Source organism: Selenomonadales bacterium 4137-cl (assembly GCA_032334055.1).
GTDB classification, from domain to species: Bacteria; Bacillota; Negativicutes; order Sporomusales; family UBA7701; genus Anaeroselena; species Anaeroselena agilis.
Window position 1 is genome coordinate 2592519 of sequence record JAUOZS010000001.1, and the last position, 25710, is coordinate 2618228.

A 25710-nucleotide genomic window follows, 5' to 3' on the forward strand; every position below is an offset into this window, starting at 1 on the left:
GTGGAGCTTAAGAGTAGCGGGCGAGAATTTCCGGCACGATCTCCGGCGTCAGCCGCCCGTGGGTATCGTCGTTGACCATCATGACCGGCGCCAGACCGCAAGCGCCGATACAGGCCACCGTCTCCAGGGTGAACTTCAGATCAGGGGTAGTCTTACCGGCGGTAACCTTCAGGGTGTCCTCCAGCGCCTTAAGGATGGCCTTGGCGCCACGAACGTGGCAGGCCGTACCCTGGCAGACGCGGACGATATTCCTGCCGCGCGGGTTGAGGTGGAACTGCGAGTAAAAAGTGGCCACACCGTAAATCTGGCTGGTGGGGATGCTCATCTTCTCCCCTATCTTCACGATGACGTCCTTCGACAGATAGCCGTAAGCCTCCTGGGCCTCCTGCAGGACAGGGATAAGCGCCCCTTTTACGCCCTGGTACTTGGCCAGGATGTCGTCAAGCTTCGCCAGGTCGCTGGCGCCGCCCTTGCCGCCGCAGCAGCACTTCTGTTCATGATTGCTGTTCATGTTTCTCCTCCTTTTATGAAAGCTTTGACATAGCGACACGAATCTTTTTACCGGCTATCAAAGCACCACCCCTCGGGAATTCTCGTTATATAATGCCTGGCGGATTTCCGCCAGAGTAGGCTCTTCAAGGTTAAAGGCCACCTTCGGGCCGGCCAGGAAATCTTCGATCATATGGGCATCCGACGCCGTGACCACCGGCAACCCGCCGATAGCAGGGAACCTCCGGGCGGCATCCGCGCGGGCGACCCGCCGCGACACCTCCACCGCCGTCAGCGCGAGCCCCGGAGGAATGAAACCCAACTGGGACAACACGCTGTAAGCCGGCCGATCCACATGGCTGGCGATCACCAGCCCGCCCAGGGCGTTGACCTTATCGCAGGTCTCCTTCAGGCTCAGGGTAAGAGACGCCAGCAGCATCTCCTCCTTGACGGCCACCAGGTTATCCTCCGCGTCGACGACGAACTGGGCGCCGAACTTGTCGGGATCGTTCATCCGCCCCGAACGGTGCGCGGCGACGATCTCCTCCCAGGCGAAAAGCTGCCGCAGCTTCTCGAACAGCACGACCAGGTGGACTTCCTCCTTCGTCTCCACCTCCATACCCGGCAGCACGGTAACGTCGGTGCCCTTGGCGGCTGCGAGCGCGGCGGGCACATTGTCGCCAGCGTTGTGGTCGGTGATCGCCACGATGTCGATGCCGTGCCGGGCCGCGTGCCACACGATGTTGCGCGGCGTCATTTCCACCGCGGCGCAGGGCGACAGCACCGTGTGCACGTGCAGATCGGCCACAAAACGGCGCATCACTGGCCCTTTACGCCACTACGGTATAGTTGTCCGACCAGCTCGAAGCTTGTCAGCGGGGAAGTCAGCAACACTACCCCTTCCGCCTCGGCCTTGGCGACCGTCTCCGGCTCCGGAGCGGCCCCGCCAGCGACGACCACCGCCGCCAGACCGGCCAGGGAAGCAACCGCCACGATGTTCTGGTGCCCCTGCATGGTGACCCACACGTTGCCGGGGGCGGCAAAGCCCATCACATTGCTGAGCAGATCGGATACATACCCGCCCGTCACCGGGGCCGTCAGCCGGTCGTGGCCGGCGACGACGGTAAGCGGCAGGGAACTGACGAGATCGTTGACTGTCACTGGGCAATACCTCCTAACTCTCTTCCCGTTCCTCCAAGGACGGCGGCAGTTTGGCCGCCAGCCCCACCATCTCCTGGGCCAGATCGCGGACCCGCTCGCGCAGCTTGAAAATGCAATCGGTCTCGACAGCCTCTCCCTGCACGATATCCTCAGCCAGCGCCTTGCAGTTCGGCGAACCGCACGAGCCGCAGTCCAGCCCCGGAAGCTTTTTGAGCGTCTTTTCCATCTGCTCGACCTTGTACATCGCCCGGAAAATATCCTCGTCCAGACGCATGATCGGCCGCGGCTCGATCGTGCGGTCATACTCGGTAAGCGACGAATCGGAATGATACTTGGCCGGCGCCGCGCCGTGCGCCTCGTCCTCGGCGCGCATCCTGGCCAGCCGCTGCTGCATGCGGTGCTCGGCCACGAAGCGGTTTTCCACCATCAGCGGGCCGCCGATGCAGCCGCCCGAGCAGGCCAGCGCCTCGATGAAATCCACCTTTATCTTGCCGAGAGCCACCTGCTCCAGCACCTCGCTGACATTGTGGATCTCGTCGACCACCAGGCTGTTCGCCGCCGTCGCGGCCGCCGTCTCGCCGCCGCTCAAAGCCCAACCCACGCCGCGGGCCGTGGCCCGCTGGCAGTTGGCGTCGCGGGGCACGGCCGCCACCGCCTTCAAAAGATCGCCGTAAATCTGCGAAATGCCGATGGCGCCGGTAACGCTCGACTTCTCCGCCCCCAGCGGCTGCTTCACCGCCGTCATCTTCGCCGGGCAGGGAGTGATGAACCACACCCCGATAGCCTCCGGCGCGATGCCCAGCTCCCGGCAGCGGATGCCGCGGACCAGCCGGGCCGCCACCTCCACCGGCGCTTCCAGGGGGATGAGATTGTCGATCAGCTCGGGAAACTTTACCTGGACCAGCCGCACCACCGCCGGGCAGGCGGAGGAAATCGCCGGTTTTTTCGCCTCGGGACGCTTCAGATACTCCACGGTCGCGTCGGAAACGATCTCGGCGCCCAGGGCCACCTCGAACACCTCGTCGAAGCCGAGCTGCATCAGGCCGCACAGCACCACGTTCGCCGGCACGTCGGCGGAAAACTGGGAATAAAGCGAGGGCGCCGGCAGCGCCACATTATATTCGTAATTCTTGAGATCGCCGAGACTGTCGGTCACGGCCGTCTTGGCCCGGTTGACGCAGCGGCGGATGCACTCGCCGCAGTCTATGCAGCGCGCCTCGGTTATCCTCGCCTTGCCGCCGCGGATGCGGATAGCCTCGGTGGGGCAGCGCTTGATACAGTTGACGCAACCTTTACATCGCTCAGGCGTAAGCCTGACCGAGTGAAAATACTCCGACATCTGTTACACCACCCAATCAACTATGGCGGATCAGAATTTTGATCTTCGTTCCTTCTCCCGCCACCGAATTGATGGAAAACTCGTCCGAACAACGCGCCATGTTGGGCAGACCCATACCGGCGCCGAACCCCATCTCGCGGATATGGTCCGGGGCGGTGGAATACCCCTCCTGCATCGCCAGATCGATATCGGCGATGCCCGGCCCCTCGTCCTCGACCACCAGCTCGGTGCGGTCCGGGTAAATCGACGCTTTGAGGACGCCGCTGTAAGCATGGATGATAACGTTCATCTCGGCTTCGTAGGAGCTAATGGCGATGCGCCTGATAACATCCGAGCGCACGCCGATCTGCTGCAAAATCCGTTTGATTTTGCTCGAAGCCTCGCCGGCGGTGTCAAAATCGCCGCCTTTGAGAGCGTAATCGAGCACGATTCCTTGTTCAGGATTCACAGGCGGTCACCAGCTCTGAGCACCCTTTGATGCCATTTTTATACAGGATGCCGCACGACTCAAACATCGGAAGGCTGGTAACCATCACCGGGATACCCTTGCTCTCGGCCATCTGAATCACCTCGGGACCTGGCCGCTTCCCGCGCACCAGCACGATCCCCACCAGATCGCCCATCTCGGCGGTGCGGATAATCTGTACATTGGTAAGTCCCGTAAGCAGCAGCGTCTTTTCCTTGCTATGGACAAGCACGTCGCTCATCAGATCGGCGCCGCACGCCGACCTCACCTCGCCGTCGAGGCCCTCCAGGCAGCAAATTACCTCTGCTCGCAGCAGTTTCTGGACATCGGCCAGTTTCACGACAAACCCCCTTCTCGGGCTGAATTGTTCCAAATTTCACATTCTTCGCGACAAAAAATTAAGGCCGTGCAGGCCTTCATAACCAAAACCAATATCCATATTTGAAAACAATATGCTCCGTACTATATATTCAGCGCATCCGCCGCCGACTCCTGCCTGGGCGGATATTTTTTTTTCGATTGCCCGTTATTTGATGCTGTTTTTTGTCGGATGGCTATTCAGATAGACAACCACCGTGAGGGCGTTAAGGAGCCAGAACAGCATCGCCATCTGGGGACTGTACAGAACATAATCGGTGAAACCGCTCACGGCGATGCCGATTATGGCCGCCAGCACCCCCAGCATCAGCCCGCCCACCCAGCGGTTGGTCGCACTGCCGGCCATCGCCAGCGCCAGGCGCGCGTGCCCGAACATCAGGGCCAGAAAGGCCAGCACCCCGGGGACGCCGATCTCGGCGGCGATATGGAGATACATATTGTGGGCGTGAAAGATGGTTATGCCGGGATTGTTGATAAAGAAGTCGTAGTCGGGATAAACCAGCGGGTAAGCGGCCCAGCCGATGCCGAACAGCGGCCTGTCGGCAATCATGGCGAGCGTGCTCTCCCACAAGGCGATCCTGAGCGTCGCCGAAGTATCGGTGGGATTGAAAATCGACATCAACCGCTCCATTATCACGTCCTGCCCGGCCAGAACCGCCACAGGCACCAGCAACAGCAACCAGAAAGTCTTGCGGCTGTAAAGCACGCCGTAGGCGGCCACGACCGCGATGAAACTGAGCCACGCCCCCCGCGAATAAGTCAGCACCAGACAGACGCCAAGGGCGACCACAAGCACGGCAAACGCCGCCTTGCACCGCCGGTCCTCGGCATTGAGTCCCAGGCCCGCGGCCAGGGCCGCCATGACCACCAGGAAACCAGCCAGCAGGTTGGGGTTCTCCAGGGTGGAAAAAATCCTCACCTTGAGGAGCGGAAACTGTTCGCCGTCCACCCATTCGAATGCGGAGATATCGACCCCCTGAACGTACTGATACAGCCCGTAGACGACGACCATGCCCGCGGAGACGAGAACAGCCTGCACCAGCCGCTTCAACTGGTCGATGGTGTGAAAATTGTTCACCACCAGATAATAGAGGAGAATATATCTGCCCATAAGGTGATAGTAATTGTAAAAACTCACCCAACGGTCGGGGGAAGCAAGGATCGAGGCCGCCGCCAGCGTCACGAACAGGGCGACCGCCCCGTCGAAAGGCGTCGGCTTCAGGTCGAGATGCCCGTCAGTCGCCATCCGCGCCACCCATAGCAAGGCGCCGAGCGCGAGAAACAAGCTTGCGGCGTTGAAGGACAACGGCAAAAAAAAGGCCACCGCCATTATGCAGTGCTCGGTTAAGTAATTAAGTTGGTAATGCGTCGCGGCGCAGGAGTAACTGGTTCGCATCGTTTCACCTGGTGGCACAAAGTAACCTCAATTATTATAGACCACGTAACGCGTTTTGTCTAGACAATCACGCAATCTCTCGCCGCCCCCACGAGATAGAGCGACCCGGCGATACACACCAGGCCGTCCGGGCCGGCCATTTCCCTTGCCCGGTCGATTCCCTCCGCCACCGTCCCCGCCGCCACGGCCGAGCCGGCCGCCAGGCCGCGCAGCACCGCCGCCGGCTCGGCCGCCCGGTCGGACAGGGGCTTGACGGCCACGACGCTGTCGGCGGCGCGGACAAGCGCCGCGGTAACGCCGGCGACATCCTTGTCAGCGAGAATGCCGAGCACGAACACCACCGGCCGGCCGGGGAACACCTCGTCCAACGTCGCCCGCAGGACGGCGGCGCCCGCCGGGTTGTGAGCCCCGTCGATCACCACCGTTGGCCGGCCGGGCACGACTTCGAACCGTCCCGGCCAGCGGGCCCCGGCCAGGCCGTCCCGTATCGCGGCGCGGGAGACTCGCTTGTCGCCGTCCGCCAGAACCAGCGCCGCCATGATCGCCACGGCGGCGTTCTCGGCCTGATGGCGGCCGAGGAGGGAGACCGGGAAGCGCCCCAGATCGCCGTGGCGGCGGCTGACGAACGCCACCTGCTGCCGCCAGCCGTCCAGGCCGGCAGGCTCGGCGTAAAAGTCGCGGCCCAGCACCGCCAACTGCGCCCCCTTGGCGTCGGCCTCGCGCCTGATGACGTCGAGCGCCGCGCCGCGGGCGGCGGTCACCGCCGGCGTCCCGGGCTTGATTATCCCCGCCTTGTGGGCGGCGATTGCGGCGACCGTGCCGCCGCAGCGGTCGGTGTGCTCCAGAGATACGTTGGTTATGACCGACACGGCCGGAATAACCACGTTGGTCGAATCGAGCAGGCCGCCCAGGCCGACCTCGATCACGGCGTATTCCACCCCGGCGGCGGCGAACCAATGGAAAGCGGCCGCCGTCAGCACCTCGAACTCGGTCGGATGCTCCCAGCCGTCGGCCACCATCGCGTCCACAAAACCGCGCGTATGGGCGATCGCCGCCGCAAATTCCGCCCGGCTTATCTGCTCGCCGTCCACGACGAACCGCTCGGTATAATCGCTCAGGTGAGGGGAAGTGTACATGCCGGTGCGGATGCCGGCGGCGCAAAGGATGGCGGCCAGCATCGCCGTCGTCGAGCCCTTGCCGTTGGTGCCGGTTACGTGGACGGTCCTGTAGCGCCGCTCCGGATTGCCCATCAGCGCGAGCAGCTTCTCGATCCGCGCCAGGCCGAGATTTATGCCGAACTTGCCGAGCGTGTCCAGATAAGCCAGCGCCTGTTCGTAGGTCATGCGGGTCACATCCTAACAATAGTGTAGCCGGTTATGGAATAATAATGTATTTGATCCTATATCTTCGCCAGATACGCCAGCCGCTCGCTGATCGCCGCCAGCTTCTCGCGGTACTCGCGCTCCTTGGCCCGTTCCTTCTCGATAACCTCGGCCGGCGCCTTGGCTACGAAGCTCTCGTTGGCCAGTTTCCCGGCCACGCGGGCGATCTCCTTCTCCAGGCTCTCCCGCTCCTTGCCGAGGCGGGCCGTTTCCTTCTCCACATCGATCAGACCCCGGAGCGGCAGATACACCTCCACCCCGCTCACCACCGCCGTCATCGCGTTCTCCGGCTTGGCGGCCGTCAGCGGCTGCACCGTCACCGGCTCGGCGGCAGCCAGCGTCCGCACGTACTGGGCGTTGGCGGTCAGCACCTCCCGCTGTCCGTCGGCGGCCAGCAGGATGACCTCGCTCTTCCTGCCCGGCGGCACGTTGACCTCGGCCCGCATGTTGCGGATCGCCTTGATCGTCTCCATCACCGTGCCCATCGCCGCCTCGGCCGCGTCGTCCTGAAGCTCGGCCGGCGGCGCCGGCCAGGCAGCCCGGACGATGCTTTCGCCCTCGTGGGGCAGGTGCTGCCAGATCGCCTCGCTGATGAACGGCATGAAGGGGTGGAGCAGCTTGAGGGTGTTCCCCAGCACGTACCACAGTACATACTGGGCGGTGGCCCTGGCGGCGGCGTTTTCCTTATCGTACAGGCGGGCCTTAGCGGTCTCGATATACCAGTCGCAGTACTCGTTCCAGATGAACTCGTACAGGCTGCGGGCCGCCTCGCCCAGCTCGAACCTCTCCAGGTTGGCGGTCACCTCGGCGGCCGTGCGGGCGTAGCGGCTCAATATCCAGCGGTCGGCCAGGGTGTATTCGCCGGGTGCCTTGGCCGGGTCGAAGCCCTCCAGGTTCATCATCACGAACCGCGAAGCGTTCCAGATCTTGTTGGCGAAATTGCGGCTCGACTCCACCCGCTCCCAATAGAAGCGCATGTCGTTGCCGGGCGTGTTGCCGGTCATCAGCGTGAACCGCAGCGTGTCGGCGCCGTACTTCTCGATCACATCCAGCGGGTCGATGCCGTTGCCGAGCGACTTCGACATCTTGCGGCCCTCGCCGTCGCGCACCAAGCCGTGGATGAAAACATGCCCGAACGGGATGTCGTCCATGAACTCAAGGCCCATGAAGATCATCCGCGCCACCCAGAAAAAGATGATGTCATAGCCGGTTACCAGCACGCTGGTCGGGTAGAAATAGTCCAGCTCGGGCGTCTTCTTCGGCCAGCCCATCGTCGAGAACGGCCACAACGCCGAACTGAACCAGGTGTCGAGAACGTCGGGGTCCTGCTCCACCTTGCCGCCGCACTTTGGGCAGGCGGTTATATCCTCGCGGGAGACGACCGTCTCGCCGCACCCTTCGCAATACCAGGCCGGGATGCGGTGGCCCCACCAGATTTGGCGGGAGATGCACCAGTCGCGGATATTCTCCAGCCAGTTGGTGTAAACGCGGGTGAACCTTTCCGGCACGAACTTGATCCGCCCGTCCGCCACCGCCGCGATCGCCGGCTCGGCCAGCGGCTGCATGCGCACGAACCACTGCTTCGAAACCAGCGGCTCCACCACCGTCGCGCAGCGCTGGCACTGGCCCACGGCGTGCAAGTGCTCGTCGATCTTGACGAGGTTGCCCAGTTCCTTGAGGTCGCGGACCAGCGCCTTGCGGCACTCGTAGCGGTCCATGCCCGCGTACTTGCCCGCCTCGGCCGTCATCGTGCCGTCGGGGGCGATCACCACCACCTGCGGCAGCTGGTGGCGGAGGCCCATGTCGAAGTCGTTCGGGTCGTGGGCCGGCGTAACCTTCACCGCCCCGGTGCCGAACGACGGGTCGACATACTCGTCGGCCACGATCGGCAGGCGGCGGCCGACCACCGGCAGAATGAGATACCGGCCGACGAGGCCTTTATAGCGCTCGTCCTCGGGATGAACGGCCACCGCGGTATCGCCGAGGATGGTCTCCGGCCGGGTGGTCGCCACGGTCACGTACTCTTCCGGCCTGCCCTCCAGCGGGTAGCGGACATGGTACAGATTGCCCGGCTTCTCCTCGTGCTCCACCTCGATATCGCTCAGGGCGGTGTTGCAGCGCGGACACCAGTTGGTGATGCGGTTGCCCTGGTATATCAGCCCCTTCTCGTACAGCGACACGAACACTTCCCGAACCGCCGCCGAGCAACCCTCGTCCATCGTAAACCGCTCCCGCTGCCAGTCGCACGAGGCTCCCAGGCGCTTCAGCTGGTTGATGATGCGGCCGCCGTACTCGTGCTTCCAATCCCACACCCGGTCGATGAACTTCTCGCGCCCCAGGTCGTAGCGGCTGACGCCCTCCTTGGCCAGCACCTCCTCCACCTTGATCTGGGTGGCGATGCCGGCGTGATCGGAGCCCGGCATCCACAGCGCCTCGTACCCCTGCATCCGCCGGAAACGGATCAACACGTCCTGAAGAGTGTTGTCGAGCGCGTGGCCCATATGGAGCTGGCCGGTGACATTGGGGGGCGGGATGACAATGCTGAACGGCGTCCGGCCGGTGTCCGGCTCGGCGTGGAACAGGCCATTGTCCTCCCAATGCTTATACCATTTCTCTTCCACTTCTTTGGGGTCGTAAACGGTGGGGATATTCTTCTCCATCTTTTTGTTTCCTCCTTCAGGGGAATCGTTTAAAAAGTCCGTCTGCGGTGTTGCCCCTCCGGGCGCTTGCCAGCGTACGCGTGAAGTACGCGTCGCGGCGCGTCTTCGGGATGCCTTGCAACTGGAGCTTTTTAAAGCGATTCGCACACTTCTTTTAGAATAACCTTTTGAGCAAATAAAAAAGCCTCCGTCCGTAAGGACGAAAGCCTCAGCCTCCGTGGTACCACCTTTCTTCCCGGCGCAAAACAGCGCCGGCTCGCGCGGCCGGTAACGGGGCCTCCCGGCAGCGCCTATTATTATTCGGCGCCGCGGCTCGGGGACGACTTCCACCGCCCGCGCCGCGGGGCCTCGCAGCCGATGGGCCCCTTCTCTGCGCCGGCCGGTCCGGTGTACTCCTTCCCGTCCATGCCTTTGTCGTGTTGATTGTCATGTTGATTATATAGATAAAATATACCTTGCCGGCATACCGTTGTCAAGGCCGCCGGCCGCGATGGCGACTACCGCCGCCGCGCAGCGAAACGGCAGCCCAATCCGCTACTCAGGAGGAACAGGCGCATATTTCCAGGGCAAAGCGCCCCCTATCCCCGCGCAGGTTTTTTCCCGAAAACGGCGAATACTAGCAGGATACGTTGCCCCTAAATATCTGCAAGGAGCTTAGCCGATGAACAACATCACCCTCACCATCGACGGCCGCCAGGTCAGCGTCCCCCCCGGCACCACCGTGCTTGAGGCCGCTCGCCGGCTCGGCATCAATATCCCCACCCTCTGCCACCTCGCCGACCTCACCCCGGAAGGAGCCTGCCGAGTCTGCCTTGTCGAGGTTGCCGGCCTGCGCAGCCTTACCACCGCCTGCACCCATCCGGCGGCCGAAGGCATGGTCGTCAGCACCGACACCCCCGACATCCGTGAGGCCCGCCAGATGGTCGTCGAACTGCTGCTCGCCAACCACCCCGCCGACTGCCTCACCTGCCAGAGCAACCTGAATTGCGAGCTGCAGCGCCTTGCCCTCGACCTGGGCGTGCGCGACATCCGCTTTCCGGGGGAAAAGCGCCGTTACGAGCTTGACGACAGCAACCCCTTCATCATCCGCGACAACGAAAAATGCGTCCTCTGCGGCCGCTGCGTGCGGGTCTGCAAAGAAATCCAGGCCTGCAACGTCCTCGAATGGACGGAGCGCGGCTTCACCAGCAAAGTAACCCCCGCCTTCGACAACGACATGGATAAATCCAACTGCGTCTTCTGCGGCACGTGCGTTTCCGCCTGCCCCACCGGCGCGCTCACCGAAAAACCGATGTACGGCACCGGGCTGCCGGACAGGAAGGTCAAGACCACCTGCCCCTTCTGCGGCGTTGGCTGCAACTTCGACCTCAACGTCAAGAACGACAGGATCATCGGCGTCACCTCCAACGAAACCAGCGTCGTCAACGGCCGCCTGCTGTGCGTCAAGGGCCGCTTCGGCATCGACTACGTCCACAGCCCCGACCGCCTCACCAGTCCGCTGATCAAAAAAGACGGCGAATTCGTCGCAGCCACCTGGGATGAGGCCCTAGGCCTCGTCGCCGAAAAGCTGGCCGGCATCAAGGCCGCCCACGGCCCCGACGCCATCGCCGCCCTCAGCTCGGCCCGCTGCACCAACGAAGAAAACTACCTGCTGCAAAAATTCATGCGCGCGGCGGTCGGCACCAACAATGTCGACCACTGCGCCCGTACCTGACACAGCCCCACCGTGGCCGGTCTGGCCACATCCTTCGGCTCCGGCGCCATGACCAACTCCATCGGCGAAATCGCCGACAACAAGGTACTGTTCGTCATCGGCGCCAATCCTCCCGAGGCCCATCCCGTCATCGGCGCCAAAATGCGCCAGGCCCTGGCCAAAGGCGCCAGCCTCATCGTCGCCGACCCGCGCAAAACCGAGCTGGCCGCCGCCGCCCGCGTCTGGTTGCGCCTCAGGCCTGGCACCGACGTCGCCCTCATCAACGGCCTCATCCACATCATAATCAAAAACGGCTGGCATGACCGCGACTTCATCGGCAAATGCACCACCGGCTTCGACGCCGTCGCCGCCGTCGCCGAGCGCTACACCCCCAACCTTGTGGAAAAGACCACCGGCGTCCCGGCCCACCTCCTATACGAAGCCGCCAAACTTTACGCCACCGCCGAACGGGCCGGCATCTTCTACACCCTCGGCATCACCGAGCACACCACCGGCACCGACAACGTCATGAGCCTCGCCAACCTCGCCATGCTCACCGGCAACGTCGGCAAACCGGCCGCCGGCGTCAACCCCCTCCGCGGCCAGAACAACGTCCAGGGCGCCTGCGACATGGGCGCGCTGCCCAACGTCCTCCCCGGCTACCAGCAGGTTAAATGGCCCGACGTCCGCAAGAAATTCGCCGCCGCCTGGGGCGCCGCCGTGCCGGAAAATCCCGGCCATACCCTGCCCGACATGTTCGACGCCGCCGTCCGCGGCGACCTCAAGGCGATGTATATCATGGGCGAGGACCCCGTCCTCTCCGACGCCAACGCCAACCACGTCCGCAAGGGCCTCGAAAGCCTCGACTTCCTCGTCGTTCAGAACCTCTTCCTCACCGAGACCGCCAAACTGGCCGACGTCATCCTGCCGGCCGCCAGCTTCGCTGAAAAGGAAGGCACCTTCACCAATACCGAGCGCCGCGTCCAGCGCGTCCGCCAGGCGATCGCGCCGATCGGCGGCAGCCGCCCCGACTGGCAAATCATCTGCGACCTTGCCGCCCGCTTCGGCTACCCCATGAACTACGCCGCGCCGGAGGAAATCATGGCCGAAATCGCCGCCCTCACCCCCTCCTACGCCGGCGTCACCTACCCCCGCCTCGAAGACGGCGGCCTGCAGTGGCCGGTGCCCGCCGCCGACCACCCCGGCACCAAGTACCTCCACCAGGACGGCCAGTTCACCTGCGGCCTCGGCTACTTCCAGCCCATCGACTACGAGCCGCCCGCCGAGGTGCCTGACGACGAATACCCCTTCCTGCTCACCACCGGCCGCATCCTCTACCACTACAACGTCTCCACCCACCGTCACTCGAAGCACCTCACCGCTCACCGCCCCGAAGAGCGGGTCATGGTCCACCCCGCCGACGCCGCCCGCCTCGGCCTGGCCGACGGCGACGCCGCCAGGGTCTCTTCCCGCCGGGGCGGCGTGACCGCTAAAACCTGGGTCACCGACGCCGTGCCGCCGGGGGTTGTGTGGATGTCCTTCCACTTCCCCGCCACCCCCACCAACGAAGTCACCAGCGGCGCGTACGATAAGGTGACGAAAACTTACGAATACAAGGTCTGCGCGGTAAAAGTCGAGGTTGAGTGATGTTCGCAAAAGCAGGGCGTCAACCATTATCAACTGCCCAAAGTTAAAGGAGTCATATCCATGCCCCGCATAATACCCGCCCACACAGACGAATACCTGGAAATAATCCGCCGCCTGTTCGACGAATACGCCGCCTCCCTCCCCTTCGACCTCGACTTCCAGGGCTTCGCGGACGAACTCGCCGCCCTGCCAGGCAAATACGCCCCGCCGGACGGCGCCCTGCTCCTCTTGCTTGACGGCGAGGAGCCGGCCGGCTGCGTCGCGCTCAGGCCGTTGGCGGACGGCGTTTGCGAGATGAAACGCCTCTATGTCCGCCCCGCCTGCCGCGGCCAAGGCTACGGCCAACTGCTCGCCGAGGCGATAATCGCCGCAGCCCGCCGCCTCGGCTACCGCGCCATGCGCCTCGACACCGTTCCCGGCATGGACGCCGCCATCGCCATGTACGAGTCTCTGGGCTTCGCGCCGATCGAACCCTACTGCTATAACCCCGTTCCGGGGACAAAGTTTCTGGAGAAGACACTATAGAACAACCCGCACCACAAGGTGCGGGTTGTATTGCATTTACCCGGCAGGAAAAAACAGGCAATTAAACGAAATATGTCAATATGAAACGATTCTTGTCGCCAAGAGCCGGGAGGGATAAGGTGAAAAAGGCGCTCGCCGCGATTACCGTCGCCGCTTTCATGCTGGCAGCCTGCCCGCCCGCCGCCGGTGCGGCGGAGCTTGCGCCCGTTTCCCGCTCCGCGCCCGCCGCCGCCAAACCGCCCCCGCCGTCCAAGACGCCCACAGGCAGGGACATCGTCGCCACCGCCCAAAAATACAAAGGCGTGCCCTACAGATACGGCGGCGCCACCCCCAAGGGGTTCGACTGCTCCGGCTTCGTCATGTTCGTCTACAACCAGCACGGCAAAAAACTGCCCCGGTCTGCCGACCAGCAGTACAAAGCCGGCAAACCCGGCAAACCCAAAGACCTCGCCCTTGGCGACCTCGTCTTCTTCACCACCACCGAGAAAGGCCCCTCCCATGTCGGCATCTTCGTCGGCGGCGGTAAATTCATTCACGCCTCCTCCAGCCGCGGCGTAGTGGTGACAGCCCTGGGGGACGCCTACTGGAAGCCGCGCTACCTGGGCGCACGCACAGTTTTGTAACAACTCAGGCCCGCACGACTGTGCGGGCCTTTGCTCGCCCCTTATTACCCCTCACGACGCCTGCGCTAATACAACAGACTGATCACCGTGAACAGGAAAATCGCCGCCCCCACCAACCCGTTGCGCAGGAAATACGCCTGGGTGACGCGGCTCAGGTCGGCGGCGGACACGATGCTGTGCTGATAGACGAGCACACCGGCCGCCAGCGCCACCCCGGCATAATACCACGGGCCGAGACCGGCCAGCCACCCGGCGGCGGCGAACGCGGCCACGCTGGCGACATGCATCAGCCGGGCCAGCCGCAGAGCCCCGGGCACACCGAACCGCACCGGCATGGAATGTAGCCCGTGCGCCTTGTCAAAAGCCACATCCTGGCAGCCGTAGATGACGTCGAACGCCGCGATCCACACCCCCACCGCCGCCGCCAGCAGCGCCACCGGCGCCGCCAGGTCGCCGCGAATGGCGATCCACGCCCCCACCGGCGCGCCGGCGAGCGCCAACCCCAGCACCATGTGGCAGGCCCACGAAAACCGTTTCATATACGGGTAGACGACGAAGGGTAAGACAGCCACCGGCCACAGCTTGCGGGCCAGAGGATGCAGCTGATGGGCGGCGTAAATGAACACCGCCAGGCTGGCGGCGATCAGCAGCGCCGCCTCCCAGCGCTTCACCGCGCCGGTCACCATCGGCCGGGCGGTAAAGCGGGGATGCAGCTTATCGAACTTCAGGTCGATGAGATTATTCAGCGCCAGGGCGGCGCTGCGGGCTCCCACCATCGCCACCGTTATCCAGAAAAGATCGCCGCCGCCGGGCAGGCCGCCGGCGGCGAGAAAAGCGCCCATATACGCGAACGGCAGCGCGAACACCGAGTGGGAAAAAGCGATATTGTCGAGATGCGACTTCAGCTTACCCAAGGCCAAGATCCTTCCAAATCCCGTCAATCCGGCTCTTAACTTCCGGCGACATGACGATCTCGTCCGGCCACTCCCGCGTATAACCCTCCTCCGGCCACGTCTTGGTAGCGTCGATCCCCACCTTCGTCCCCCAGTGGGGCATGGGCGAGGAGTGATCCAGGGCGTCCAGCGGCCCGTCGGCCAGCACGATGTCGCGGCGGGCGTCGATATTGTTGAAAACCCGCCACCAAACCTCGTTCATATCCTGCACGTCGACATGGGCATCCACCACGATGATCATCTTCGTAAACATCATCTGGCCAAGCCCCCACACGGCGTGCATCACCTTCTTGGCGTGCTGCGGATAACTTTTCTTGATGGCCAGCACGGCGCAGTTGTGGAAAACGCCCTCCAGCGGCAGATTCATATCCACCACCTCCGGCAGCACCTGCTGCAGTAGCGGCAGGAAAATCCGCTCGGTCGCCTTGGCCATGAAGCAATCCTCCATCGGCGGCTTGCCGACGATGGTGGCCGGATAAATCGGGTTCTTGCGGTGGGTTATGCAGGTAATGTGGAAAACGGGGTAATCGTCGGCAAGCGAATAATAGCCGGTATGGTCGCCGAACGGCCCCTCCCGCCTCAGCTCGTCCATGCTCACAAAACCCTCGAGCACGATCTCGGACGTCGCCGGCACCTCGATATCCACCGTCTCGCACTTCACCAGCTCCACCGGCTTGCGGCGCAGGAAGCCGGCGAAAATCATCTCGTCGATATTGGGCGGCAGCGGCGCGGTCGCGGCGTAAGTCACCGCCGGGTCGCCGCCGATGGCCACCGCGACCTCGATGCGGTCCTTTCCCAGCTCGCGGTGGGCGCGGTAGTTGTCGGCCCCGCCCTTGTGCACATGCCAGTGCATCCCGGTGGTCGTCCCGTCGTAAACCTGCATGCGGTACATGCCCACGTTGCGCTTGCCGGTGCGCGGGTTCTTCGTGAACACCAACGGCAGCGTGATAAAGCGGCCGGCGTCCCCGGGCCAGCACTTCAGCACCGGAAACTTGGCCAATGACGGCTTGTCCCTGATGATGACCTCCTTGCACGGTCCCGACTTGACGTACTTCGGGAAATTAATCGCCCGCCGGGCGGCGGGGATGAGGCGCACGAGATCAAGTTTGCTCTGCAGGGAAACGTACGGCAGCTTCAGGAGGTCGCGGATCTCGTCGGCGATATCGTCCACCTTATCCACGCCGAGGGCCAGCGCCATCCGCTCCATGCTGCCGAAAGCATTCATCAGCACCGGGACGTCGTAGCCCTTCACATTCTCGAACAGCAGGGCGACATTCTTTTCGCCGCGCAGCTTCGACACCCGGTCGGTTATCTCGGTGATCTCCAGCTCGCAGTCCACCGGCTGACGGATGCGCTTCAGCCAGCCGCGCGACTCGAGAGCGGCGATGAACTCGCGCAGATCATTAAAAGCCAAAGGTAATACTCCTTTCACTTTGGCGGCCGTTGATAAACCCCATCTGCGTTGCCCCCGCAAGGGGGGGAGGCCATCCGGAGCCGGCGTCGCTGCGCGTCCTCGGAGCCGCCTAGCATCCGGGGGCCTCTGAACCACCGCGGACAAAGTTTTTACCTTCTCAGAACATGGCGAACGATAAAAACGCTAATCTCATACAAAACCATCAACGGCACCGCGATCATCGTCTGCGAAAACACGTCCGGGGTCGGCGACACCACCGCGCCCACGACGAACGCCAGCACAATGACAATCTTCCGCTTGGCCGCCAGGAAACCCGAACTGATGACCCCCAGCTTGGCGGCCACGATGATGAACAGCGGCAACTCGAACACGAAGCCGAAAGGCAGCATGAAGGAAATCACGAATGACAGGTACTGGCCGATGGAAAACATCGGCTGCAGGTCTTCGGTGGCGAAACCGATGAAAAAGCTGATGGCCGCCGGCAACACGAGGAAGTAAGAAAACGCCAGGCCGACGAAAAACAGCACCAGCGACGCCGGGACGAGGAACAGCGAGGCCTGGCGCTCCTGGTTCGTCAAAGCCGGCACCACGAAAGCCCACAACTGATAGAACACCACCGGCAGGGAAAGCAGAAAACCCGCGAAAAAGGAGACTTTCAGGTAGGTAAAAAAGGCCTCCGCCGGATTCATATAATATAGCTTGCCGGCCGGGGCGGTGATTATATGCACCAAATCGGTAGCGAAATAATAACAGGCGAAACTGGCCGCCAGCACGACGACGACGCACACGATCAGCCGCTTTCTCAGTTCCTGCAGATGATCGACCAGCGACATCTCGCCGGAGCCCCGCTCCTCCTGTTCGGTGTCAACTTCCCGGGGAGTATCAGACATTGGTTAACCTCACTTCGTCTCTTCCTGTTTCTTGACCTCGGCGGGTTTCTCCTCAGGCTTCCTCTCCACCGGCTTGGCCTCGACGGTGATCGGCTCATCCTTCGCGGCCCCCTCGCCAGACATCGCCCGGCGGAACTCGCCCAGACCCTTGCCAAGCGCCTTGCCCACTTCAGGTAGCTTTCCCGGTCCGAAAACGATAAGAGCGATAACAAGAATCAGGGCCAGTTCCGGCATGCCCAGGTTGAACACAGTACCACATCCCCTTAAGCTACTTTACCTATAATTATACTTAACAGTGCGGCAAAAGTACAGGCCGTCATTTCACCCCAGGCACCCCCTGCAAACGACGGGCGGCGCGCATCCGGCAAAAACCGCGCGCACCGCCCGTAATTCCCTAATGCACCTCGCCGACCAGCTTCCCCGGATTGAGGATATTGTTGGGGTCGAGCGCCAGCTTGATGCTCCGCATCACCGCCATACCCTCGGCGCCGAACTGGTCGGGCATATACTTCAATTTCCCCAGCCCGATGCCGTGTTCGCCCGACAAAGTGCCGCCGAGCCTCAGCGCGGTCTTGAAAATCTCGTCCATCGCGGCGTACACCCGCTCCATCTCCGCCGCATCGCGCAGATCGGTCACAATGGTGGGGTGAAGATTGCCGTCGCCGGCATGGCCGAACGTCCCGATCTCCACCTTGTTGCGGGCCGCGATCTCGGTCACGATCCGCACCATATCGGGCACCTTGTCGCGGGGCACCGTCGCATCCTCGCAGAAAGTCGAAGGCCGCAGCTTGGCCAGCGACGGCAACGCCGCCCGCCTGGCCGCCCAGATCTGGTCGCGCTCCTGGGCGCTGTTCGCCACGCGAACCTCGCCGCCGTTTTCGCGCAGGATCTTCTCCATCTTGACCGCATCCGCCTCCACCGTGTCGGCGTCGCCGTCGACCTCGGCCAGGATGATCGCCTCGGCCTCCACCGGCAGCCCCAGCTTCGCGAAGCTCTCCACCGTGCGGATGGTGTAATTGTCCATTATTTCCAGCGTTGCCGGGATGATCTTATTGCTGATGATCTCGGCGATCGACCTGCCGGCGCCGGCAAGGTCGGCGAAAGTCGCGATCATGCTGCGGCGGGTGACGGGCGCGGGCACGAGCCGCACCGTTATCTTGGTCAGCACCCCCAGCGTCCCCTCCGACCCGGTGAACAGCATCACCATATCGTAGCCGGGCGCCTTCACATTACCGCCGCCGTACTCGACGACCGAGCCGTCGGCCAACGCCACCTCGACGCCGGTCACATAATGCTTGGTAACGCCGTACTTCAGGCCCCGCAGGCCGCCGGAATTCTCGGCCACCGTGCCGCCGATGCTGGCCGTGGTAACCGTTCCCGGATCGGGCGGATAGATAAGGCCGTATTTTTCTACGGCGGCGTTCAGCTCGGAGACGATCACTCCGGGCTCCACCACCGCCGTCCAGTTTTCTGGGTCGATGGCAAAGATCTTGTTCATACGGGCAGTCGACAGCACCACGCCCCCCTGGGCGGGCACCGACCCGGCGCTCAGGTTTGTCCCCGAACCGCGGGTATACACCGGGAACTTCTCCCGGTTGGCCAGCTTCAGGATTGCGGCCACTTCCTCCTTGCTCCCCGGCTGCACCACCGCCTCCGGCAGGTTGAAAAAGCCGGGAGTCGCGTCATAACCGTAGCATATCAGGTCTTCCTTCTCCGTCGCCACCCACTGGGAGCCGACGATCGCCTTCAATTCCTGGATATTGTTTGCGTTCATTGTAAATTCTCTCCTCCGCGCATTATCCGACGGGAGTTAATCGGGCGGAAAGAAGTGGCGGGCGCGACACCCGCCACTCATCCTCCCCTTGCGCTACGGCAGCATGAAGCGCAGCGCGTAAGCCTGGAGATACGTGAGAACGCCCATGAAGAGAACCATAGCGATACTGTGCATCAGCGTGAAGCGGAAGATCGTGCCCTCCTCGCCGACCAGACCGGTGGCGGCGGTCGCTACCGAGATCGACTGCGGGGAGATCATCTTGCCGCATACGCCGCCGGACGAGTTGGCCGCGACGGTGAGCGAAGGATCGACGCCGATCTGCTCGGCGGCCGTCTTCTGCATCGAGCCGAACAGAGCGTTCGAGGAGGTGTCCGAACCGGTCAGGAACACGCCCAGCCAGCCGAGGATCGGGGCGAAGAACGGGAACGCCTTGCCGGTGGCCGTGAAGGCCAGGCCGAGGGTCGAGCTCATGCCCGAGTAGTTCATGATATAAGCGAGGCCGAGAATCATCGCAATTGTGATGATCGGGTATATGAGCTGCTTGATCGTGCGGAAGAACGCGTTTATAGCCCGACCGAACCCGTAGTTGGGGATGATGAAGATCGACAGAATGCCGGACAGCAGAATGGCCGTGCCGGCCGCCGACAGGAAGTTGATGCCGTACTTGGCGGCGTAGGGGGCTACCTTCGGCACAACCGGCACCGCCCGCTGGACAAGGCCGTCAAGGCCGGGCCAGGCCACCGACGTCAGGCCGAGAGCTTTTTCCCAGCCGACAAGAACATTCTTGAAGCCGAGGAACTTATTGTCGGCCCACAGGAACACGGCGACCGCCAGGATGATGTAAGGACCCCAGGCGCGGATGACTTCGCCGGCCGAGTACTTGAGCTGCACCTTGCCGGTGGCGGCAGGCTTCTCATCCGGGAAGTGCCAGACATTGTCAGGCTTCCAAACCTTGAGGAAAGCGCCGAGGCCGATGATCGTAACAAACGCCGAGGTGATATCGGGCAGGAACGGGTTGACGTAGTTGGCGGTGAAAAACTGGGTTACGGCGAAGCAGACGCCGGCGACCAGCACGGCGGGCAGCACTTCCATGGCCCGCTTCCAGCCGGCCATCGTCACCACCAGCCACAGCGGCACGATGATCGACAGGAACGGCAACTGACGGCCGACAATCTTGCTGATATGCATCGCGTCGATACCCGTTACCTGGCCGGCGACCACGATCGGGATACCGATCGCGCCGAAGGCCACCGGGGCGGTGTTGGCGATCAGGCAGATGCCGGCGGCGTAAACAGGGTTGAAGCCCAGGCCCACCAGCATGGCGGCGGTAATCGCCACCGGGGTGCCGAAGCCGGCCGTGCCCTCGATGAACGAACCGAACGCGAAGGCGATGAACAGCGCCTGCAGACGGCGATCATCGGTGAGGGACGCGAGCGAATTCTTGATGATCTCGAACTCGCCCGACTCGACCGTCATGTTGTATACCCAGATGGCGGTGACGACGATCCAGACTATCGGGAAGATACCTACGAGCATGCCGTTGAGAGTCGCGCTGATCGCCAATCCGGCGGGCATTCCCCACACGGCGATGGCCAGAATCACTGCCGACCCCACGCCCAGCAGGGCGGCATGGTGGCCCTTCGAGCGCCTTACCCCCAGCATGTACAGAAGGATAAAGAGCGGAATGGCGGCAATAAGCGCCGAAAGACCGATAGATTGCAACGGATCATAGATTTGGGTCCATTTCATCGCATACACCCCTTACTTTTTTTAATCTTCTTAACCCGACAAAGTCCCCTCCCACTTATGCTCGGCATCACCCCCCCCTCTAACGGTCTATTGGTCAGGCCAATTATGGGTAATCGACCGGTACCACCTGTCAGGACAACCGACATTATTGACAATTCAGACAGCTAACTACGAAATGTAGATAGAGTATTCGACAGCCTTACGTCATTCACCTTATAACTCATTTATATATTGTTATAATCCGGCATTATGACTCTTGGAGACAGGCTATAGACATGTGAATCCTGTAACATTCCCATTATTCTGAAAAGTCAGCCCCAAGAAAAAGGCTTCTTTCTTCACCAAATTGCAGGTTACGAAGGGAAGCCGAAGTCCTTTCGGATCTTGTGTTCGGGTGGAATATCGCGGAAATTTTTCAGCGAAGTTATGCCGCCGTCGCGGAGTTCGCGCATCGCGTCCTCCACCATTGTCAGGTGTTCTCTCATCCGCAGGCGGGCCAGGCTTGGATTGTGGTCGGAAATCGCCTCGTAGATCTCGAAGTGGGCGTTGTACAGAACCGCCGGCATGTTCTCCACCAAGAAAAGCTTCTGCCGCGATGAGCGGAAGGAAGAATTCATAAGATCGGAAATAGTGTGCATAACCTTGATCAGGATGGGGTTGTTGGCGGCCTTGGCAACCGCGAAGTGGAAACTCGCATCGGCCGTATCGCCGACCTCTCCCCGCCGGAGTTCTTCCTTCATGCTGATAATCGACCGGTGGATATCGTCCAGATCCTCGTTCGTGCCCCTTAGGGCCGCGAGGGCGGCCGTCTCCACCTCAAGGATCTTGCGCACCTCCAAAAGCTGCATGATATCGTCGATCTCCATCTGCAGGATAAAGGAAAGCGGCTCCAGCATCCCCTCGAACGACACCTGGCGGACAAAACTGCCTTCACCCGGGCGGATGGATATGATCCCCATCATCTCAAGGGCGCTGAACGCCTCGCGCACCGACGCCCGGCTGACGTTTAGCTTTTCGGAAAGTTCGCGCTCCGACAGCAGCTTGTCGCCCGGCTGAAGCTTGCCGTCGATAATAAGCTTTTTGATCTGACCGATGATTTCCTCGTAGACCTTCTTCGTCTTTACCGGCCTAAACATGCTTCCTCCGTGCCCTAGTATTTGCGAAGTCCGACGAAATCCGCTATGTCCCACAACGACTTGTACACCTCGGCCGGCAGTGAAGCAGGCAGCGCTCGGCGCGCAGTCGTCAGGTAATCGCTCACCCGGCCATAGCAGTATTCCACGGCATCGGTCGTATGCACAACGGCGATGCCCTTTTGCACATTCGCGTCCGTCATATCGCGAGCCTCGATTATCCGGCGCAATTCCCCAGCCTGGGGGCTATGCTGCAGGGCGTATAGGACAGGCAGGGTCAAGACTCCCTGGCGGAGATCGTTCCCCGCCGGTTTACCGATCTGTTCCGACGAAGCGGTCACATCGAGAAGGTCGTCGGTAATCTGAAAAGCCATCCCGATAGCGTAGCCATACAGCCGCAGGGCTTCGGCATCGGCTGTAGTCAGGCCGGCGGTCATCGCGCCCAGCTCGCAGCTGGCGGCGATAAAACAGGCCGTCTTATTATCGATCCGGGTTAGGTAATCCTCCATGGATTGCCGGGGGTTGAACAAATCCCTGGCCTGGCTGATCTCCCCTTCGCAGATGGAGCAGATCGTCTCAGTCAGAATCTGCAGGGCGCGAGCGCCGCCATGTACGGCAATGAGGGAGAAAGCCTTGGCAAACAGATAATCCCCCGCCAGCACGGTCACGTGGTTTCCCCAACGGGCGTTGGCGGTAGCCAGCCCCCTTCTCGTCGCCGCGCTATCGATAACGTCGTCATGCACCAGCGTCGCCATATGGATGAGCTCGATGGCGGCCGCCACCGGCACCAGTCCCGCAGGGACCTGCGAACCGCACTTGGCGCAAAGTATATACAGGGCGGGCCGCAGACGTTTGCCGCCCGCCCTGAGCAAATGACCGCCGATATCGGATACAAGATCTACCCGGGAACGGATTATAGAAGCCAGTTCCTGTTCAACAGATGCTAGTTCGGTCTTTGCCAGTTCAAAAATGGCGTGTTGTTTCACCGTCAAATCTCCTGACCAACCTCAAAATCTGCTTCTATAATACACTATCCTTCCTGGTCAGTCCATAGGCGGCAATTATTTCTTCTTTTCGACCCGGATCGCGCAGTCGGGGCAAACCATCTGGCAAATGCCGCAGACGATGCACTTTTCCATATCCGCTTCCACGCGGGGCGTGCCGTACACGCCGAGTCCCTCAGACCAACTGATGCACTTCACCGGGCACTTCTCGATGCACAGGCCGCAGCCCTTGCACATCCCGGGGAACACCGCCCACATGCCTTTGTTGCTTTCGTAAACAGCCGATTCCCAGTTAACTTTAGCCACTTTGTACCCCTCCTTACATCGCGCTCTTGATGAGTTCGTAGCCGCGGTCGAGCGCCTTGAAGTTCATGTCGCGCAGCTTGGGATCGGCCTTAAACTTATCGCCGAGCTTGGTTTCCAGCGCCTTTTTGATGCTGTCCATCGGCAACACATCCGTGGCGGCGATGATCGCGCCAAGGATAATAACGTTGAAAACCCGCGGATGCAGTTCGTTTTTGGCCAGGTCGTTGGCGGGGCAGGCGATGACCTTCTTGACGTTGGTCGGGAGATCGGCCGGATCGACGCCGGGCCCGGGCTTGGTAAACGAACAGGTCTTGGGCTCGCCGGCGATCAGGTCCTGCTGCATGTCGGCGTTGGCCGCGTCCGCCGTCGGGCAGGGCGGGGTCACGTCAAAATACTGCATACCCACGATATTGTCATTCACCTCGGCCTCCTGGACGAGGGAATTATCGTAAATATACACCGTATCCTTGCCGGCGTGCATCTTGGTCCGCTTCACGGCGCGCGGGCTCAGCGGGATGAGGATATCAGCCTCGACGAACTTGGGGGCGCCGATCGCGCCGTCGGAAATCTGCACGAAAGCGATCGAAACGCCGCCCCGCTGCTCCACGCCGAAGTTGGGGATATACAGGGCGTTTTTGCCTTCCTCGTTGGCCGCCTCGGCCAAAATCTCGGCAATCGACTGAACGCCTTGCCCGCCTTCACCGGCCAGGGCTATTTTCACGACTTTTGCCATCTTATTTGCCCTCCTTCGCCTGCGGGGTCCTGAGTTCTCCGACCTTGAAATACTGAGCCATGTCTTTTTCCACGAACTCCCACGTCTGCTTGGCGTTAGTGCGCCAGTTCGTCGGGCAGGAAGACAGGCACTCCACGAACGAAATGCCGTTGCCGGCGATCTGGTTCTCCAGCGCCTTCTTGATGAAGCCTTTCAGCTGACGGACGTTGGCGATCGTGCCGCGGGCCACGTACGCGCCCTCGGGAGCCACGGCGGCCACCATTTCCGGGCCCTTGGTCGGGTAGCCGGTCTGCTCCACGTCGCGGCCGTAGGGCGAAGTCTCGGTCTTCATACCGGGCAGGGTGGTCGGCGCCATCTGGCCGCCCGTCATGCCGTAGTTACAGTTGTTGCACAGGATGATGGTGATCTTCTCGCCCCGCACCGCGGCGTTGAAAAGATGCTGGGAGCCGATGGCGTAGCCGCCGCCGTCGCCCATGTAAGCGATCCCGACAATATCGGTGTTGGCGCGCTTCATGCCGGTGATAACCGGCGTCGTGCGGCCGTGGTGGGTCTGTACGCTGTCGCAGGCGAAGAAATCCCACGACAAGAGCGAACAGCCGATATCGCAGCCAAACACGATCTTATCCTTGATATCCAGCTCGTCGATAACCTCGCCCAGCGCCTTGAGAATGATCCCGTGGCCGCAGCCGGGACAGAATTTATGCGGCTTGGTCTCTTCATTCCAGCACTCGGGCATAGCCGGCTGAAGAACATTGTTCTCTTTCAACTCTTGCATGCTATCTTCCCCCTGCCATTACAGTTTGTTGTATTCTTCCACGAGTTCTTCGGTGGTGATGCCGATCCCCGGACGGAGCATCGGGACGATCTCGGCCTTGCCGCCGCAAACGGCGACCTGCACCATTTTCAAAAGCTGGCCGTAGGCGGACTCGGCCACAACCACCTTCTTGGCGTTCTTGACCGCGTCGGCGAGCTGCTTCTCCGGGAAGGGGCGAACGGTAATGGGGCGGAAGAGACCGACCTTTTTGCCCTGGGCCCTGAGCTCGTCGATGGCGCCCATGGCGGCGCGGGAAACAACGCCGTGGCAGACGAACACCACGTCGGCGTCCTGGCAATCCTTCTCAAACCACTCGACAACCTTGGGAGCCATGGCGTCCCAGTCGCGCTGGTTGGCCATTACGACCTCGTAAAGTTCCTCCTCGGTGTTGTAGGTGTTGCGCAGATGCCTGAACTGTTTGCCGGGCTTGAACTCGCCGACCATCGGCTCGGTCGGGACAAGCTTGACGCCCTTGGACTCGGCGTCGTAAATCGTCAGCGGCTCGCGCATCTTGGCCTGATAACCGTCGCCGAGCACGAAAGTGGGGAAACGGTAAGTCCAGGCGGCATTGAAAGCCTTGAGCGTATAATCGAACAACTCCTGGTGAGTCGCCGTCGAATAAACGATGCGGTGGCCTTCGCCATTGCCGCCGAAACAGGTCAGCGTCAGCTCCTGCTGCGCATAGATAACGGTAGCCGTCGACGGGCCGCCCCGCTGCTGGATCACGTACACCGCCGGCAGGCGCATCATCTCGGCCATCACCGCGGACTCCTGCATCAGCACGTTGCCCGGGCCGGCGGTCGCGGTAAACGACTTGCGGCCGGTCATGACGCCGCCAAGCATCGTAAAGCCGGCGGAAATCTCGTCCTCAGTCTGGAGAAAACGCTTGCCGTATTTGGGCGCCAGCCTTGTCCAGTAATGCATGATCTCGTTCTGGGGCGTAATAGGATACCCGTACATGATGTCGACCTTCGCTGCCACGGCAGCCCAGGCAACAACCTCGTTGCCCGTCATAAACACTCTCTGTTCACCTTGCAGTGAAACTTCGGCCATAAAACAGCCACCTCCTGAAAATAATATGACCTCCGGAGCCGCAAACCTGCCTGTCCCGCCGCGTACCGGCCAAGCCTGCCTTGCGCCTCTCTCGGGCAGGCGCCGCGCCGCGGGCAGCCTCGCCCCCG

The 25710-nt window shown here is 62.0% G+C and carries 24 protein-coding genes; 3 read left to right on the forward strand and 21 right to left on the reverse strand.

Going from position 1 to position 25710, the window contains the following annotated elements:
• Positions 1-7: 7 nt before the first annotated feature.
• The 9 genes from nuoE to Q4T40_13745 all read right to left on the reverse strand — a co-directional run bounded on the left by nuoE (position 8) and on the right by Q4T40_13745 (position 9271).
• A complete protein-coding gene (gene nuoE, locus Q4T40_13705; protein MDT8902305.1) occupies positions 8-511 on the reverse strand; it encodes an NADH-quinone oxidoreductase subunit NuoE in 504 nt (167 codons plus the stop codon).
• 57 nt (positions 512-568) lie between these two features.
• Positions 569-1309 (reverse strand): PHP domain-containing protein, encoded by a 741-nt coding sequence (locus tag Q4T40_13710; protein ID MDT8902306.1) that lies wholly within the window; start codon positions 1307-1309, stop codon positions 569-571.
• Entirely contained in the window at positions 1309-1650 is a 342-nt protein-coding gene (locus Q4T40_13715; GenBank protein ID MDT8902307.1) for a DRTGG domain-containing protein, read from the reverse strand. The genes Q4T40_13710 and Q4T40_13715 overlap by 1 nt, the downstream gene beginning before the upstream one ends.
• Positions 1651-1663: 13 nt before the next feature.
• Entirely contained in the window at positions 1664-2989 is a 1326-nt protein-coding gene (locus Q4T40_13720; GenBank protein ID MDT8902308.1) for a [Fe-Fe] hydrogenase large subunit C-terminal domain-containing protein, read from the reverse strand.
• Between the two features lie 16 nt (positions 2990-3005).
• Entirely contained in the window at positions 3006-3437 is a 432-nt protein-coding gene (locus Q4T40_13725) for an anti-sigma regulatory factor (protein ID MDT8902309.1), read from the reverse strand.
• Positions 3427-3795 carry a DRTGG domain-containing protein gene (locus Q4T40_13730; protein ID MDT8902310.1) on the reverse strand — a complete coding sequence of 123 codons (369 nt, stop codon included), beginning with the start codon at positions 3793-3795 and terminating at the stop codon, positions 3427-3429. Before Q4T40_13730 ends, Q4T40_13725 begins: the two co-directional genes overlap by 11 nt.
• Before the next feature lie 186 nt (positions 3796-3981).
• Positions 3982-5229 carry an O-antigen ligase family protein gene (locus Q4T40_13735; protein MDT8902311.1) on the reverse strand — a complete coding sequence of 416 codons (1248 nt, stop codon included), beginning with the start codon at positions 5227-5229 and terminating at the stop codon, positions 3982-3984.
• A 59-nt stretch (positions 5230-5288) separates the two neighbouring features.
• Positions 5289-6572, reverse strand: coding sequence for a folylpolyglutamate synthase/dihydrofolate synthase family protein (locus tag Q4T40_13740; protein MDT8902312.1), 1284 nt, complete (start codon positions 6570-6572; stop codon positions 5289-5291).
• A 56-nt stretch (positions 6573-6628) separates the two neighbouring features.
• Entirely contained in the window at positions 6629-9271 is a 2643-nt protein-coding gene (locus Q4T40_13745) for a valine--tRNA ligase (protein MDT8902313.1), read from the reverse strand.
• 661 nt (positions 9272-9932) lie between these two features.
• On the opposite strand from Q4T40_13745, the gene fdhF reads away from it, so the two are divergent.
• The 3 genes from fdhF (at position 9933) to Q4T40_13760 (ending at position 13759) form a co-directional block, all read left to right on the forward strand.
• Positions 9933-12611, forward strand: coding sequence for a formate dehydrogenase subunit alpha (gene fdhF, locus Q4T40_13750; protein ID MDT8902314.1), 2679 nt, complete (start codon positions 9933-9935; stop codon positions 12609-12611).
• Between the two features lie 60 nt (positions 12612-12671).
• Positions 12672-13136 carry a GNAT family N-acetyltransferase gene (locus Q4T40_13755; protein MDT8902315.1) on the forward strand — a complete coding sequence of 155 codons (465 nt, stop codon included), beginning with the start codon at positions 12672-12674 and terminating at the stop codon, positions 13134-13136.
• A 119-nt stretch (positions 13137-13255) separates the two neighbouring features.
• Positions 13256-13759: a C40 family peptidase gene (locus Q4T40_13760; protein ID MDT8902316.1), complete on the forward strand. Its 504-nt coding sequence runs from the start codon at positions 13256-13258 to the stop codon at positions 13757-13759.
• Positions 13760-13824: 65 nt separating this feature from the next.
• Here the strand turns inward: Q4T40_13760 and Q4T40_13765 are convergent, their stop codons facing one another.
• The 12 genes from Q4T40_13765 to Q4T40_13820 form a co-directional block, all read right to left on the reverse strand.
• Entirely contained in the window at positions 13825-14673 is an 849-nt protein-coding gene (locus Q4T40_13765; GenBank protein ID MDT8902317.1) for a UbiA-like polyprenyltransferase, read from the reverse strand.
• A complete protein-coding gene (locus tag Q4T40_13770) occupies positions 14666-16126 on the reverse strand; it encodes a menaquinone biosynthesis decarboxylase (protein MDT8902318.1) in 1461 nt (486 codons plus the stop codon). The genes Q4T40_13765 and Q4T40_13770 overlap by 8 nt, the downstream gene beginning before the upstream one ends.
• Positions 16127-16275: 149 nt before the next feature.
• A complete protein-coding gene (tatC, locus tag Q4T40_13775) occupies positions 16276-17016 on the reverse strand; it encodes a twin-arginine translocase subunit TatC (protein ID MDT8902319.1) in 741 nt (246 codons plus the stop codon).
• Positions 17017-17025: 9 nt separating this feature from the next.
• Complete coding sequence (locus Q4T40_13780; protein ID MDT8902320.1) at positions 17026-17265, reverse strand: twin-arginine translocase TatA/TatE family subunit; 240 nt, start codon at positions 17263-17265, stop codon at positions 17026-17028.
• Positions 17266-17410: 145 nt separating this feature from the next.
• Complete coding sequence (locus tag Q4T40_13785; GenBank protein MDT8902321.1) at positions 17411-18790, reverse strand: FAD-linked oxidase C-terminal domain-containing protein; 1380 nt, start codon at positions 18788-18790, stop codon at positions 17411-17413.
• A 93-nt stretch (positions 18791-18883) separates the two neighbouring features.
• The gene (locus tag Q4T40_13790; GenBank protein ID MDT8902322.1) at positions 18884-20539 is read right to left on the reverse strand and encodes a lactate permease LctP family transporter; all 1656 of its coding nucleotides are present in this window, start codon (positions 20537-20539) and stop codon (positions 18884-18886) included.
• Positions 20540-20892: 353 nt separating this feature from the next.
• Positions 20893-21675, reverse strand: coding sequence for a FadR/GntR family transcriptional regulator (locus Q4T40_13795; GenBank protein MDT8902323.1), 783 nt, complete (start codon positions 21673-21675; stop codon positions 20893-20895).
• Positions 21676-21689: 14 nt separating this feature from the next.
• Positions 21690-22658, reverse strand: a complete 969-nt coding sequence (locus tag Q4T40_13800; GenBank protein ID MDT8902324.1) for a polyprenyl synthetase family protein — start codon at positions 22656-22658, stop codon at positions 21690-21692.
• Between the two features lie 75 nt (positions 22659-22733).
• A complete protein-coding gene (locus tag Q4T40_13805; GenBank protein ID MDT8902325.1) occupies positions 22734-22982 on the reverse strand; it encodes a 4Fe-4S binding protein in 249 nt (82 codons plus the stop codon).
• 13 nt (positions 22983-22995) lie between these two features.
• Positions 22996-23715, reverse strand: a complete 720-nt coding sequence (locus tag Q4T40_13810; protein MDT8902326.1) for a 2-oxoacid:acceptor oxidoreductase family protein — start codon at positions 23713-23715, stop codon at positions 22996-22998.
• A 1-nt stretch (position 23716) separates the two neighbouring features.
• Positions 23717-24490 (reverse strand): thiamine pyrophosphate-dependent enzyme, encoded by a 774-nt coding sequence (locus Q4T40_13815; GenBank protein ID MDT8902327.1) that lies wholly within the window; start codon positions 24488-24490, stop codon positions 23717-23719.
• 18 nt (positions 24491-24508) lie between these two features.
• Complete coding sequence (locus Q4T40_13820; protein ID MDT8902328.1) at positions 24509-25582, reverse strand: transketolase C-terminal domain-containing protein; 1074 nt, start codon at positions 25580-25582, stop codon at positions 24509-24511.
• Positions 25583-25710: the final 128 nt, after the last annotated feature.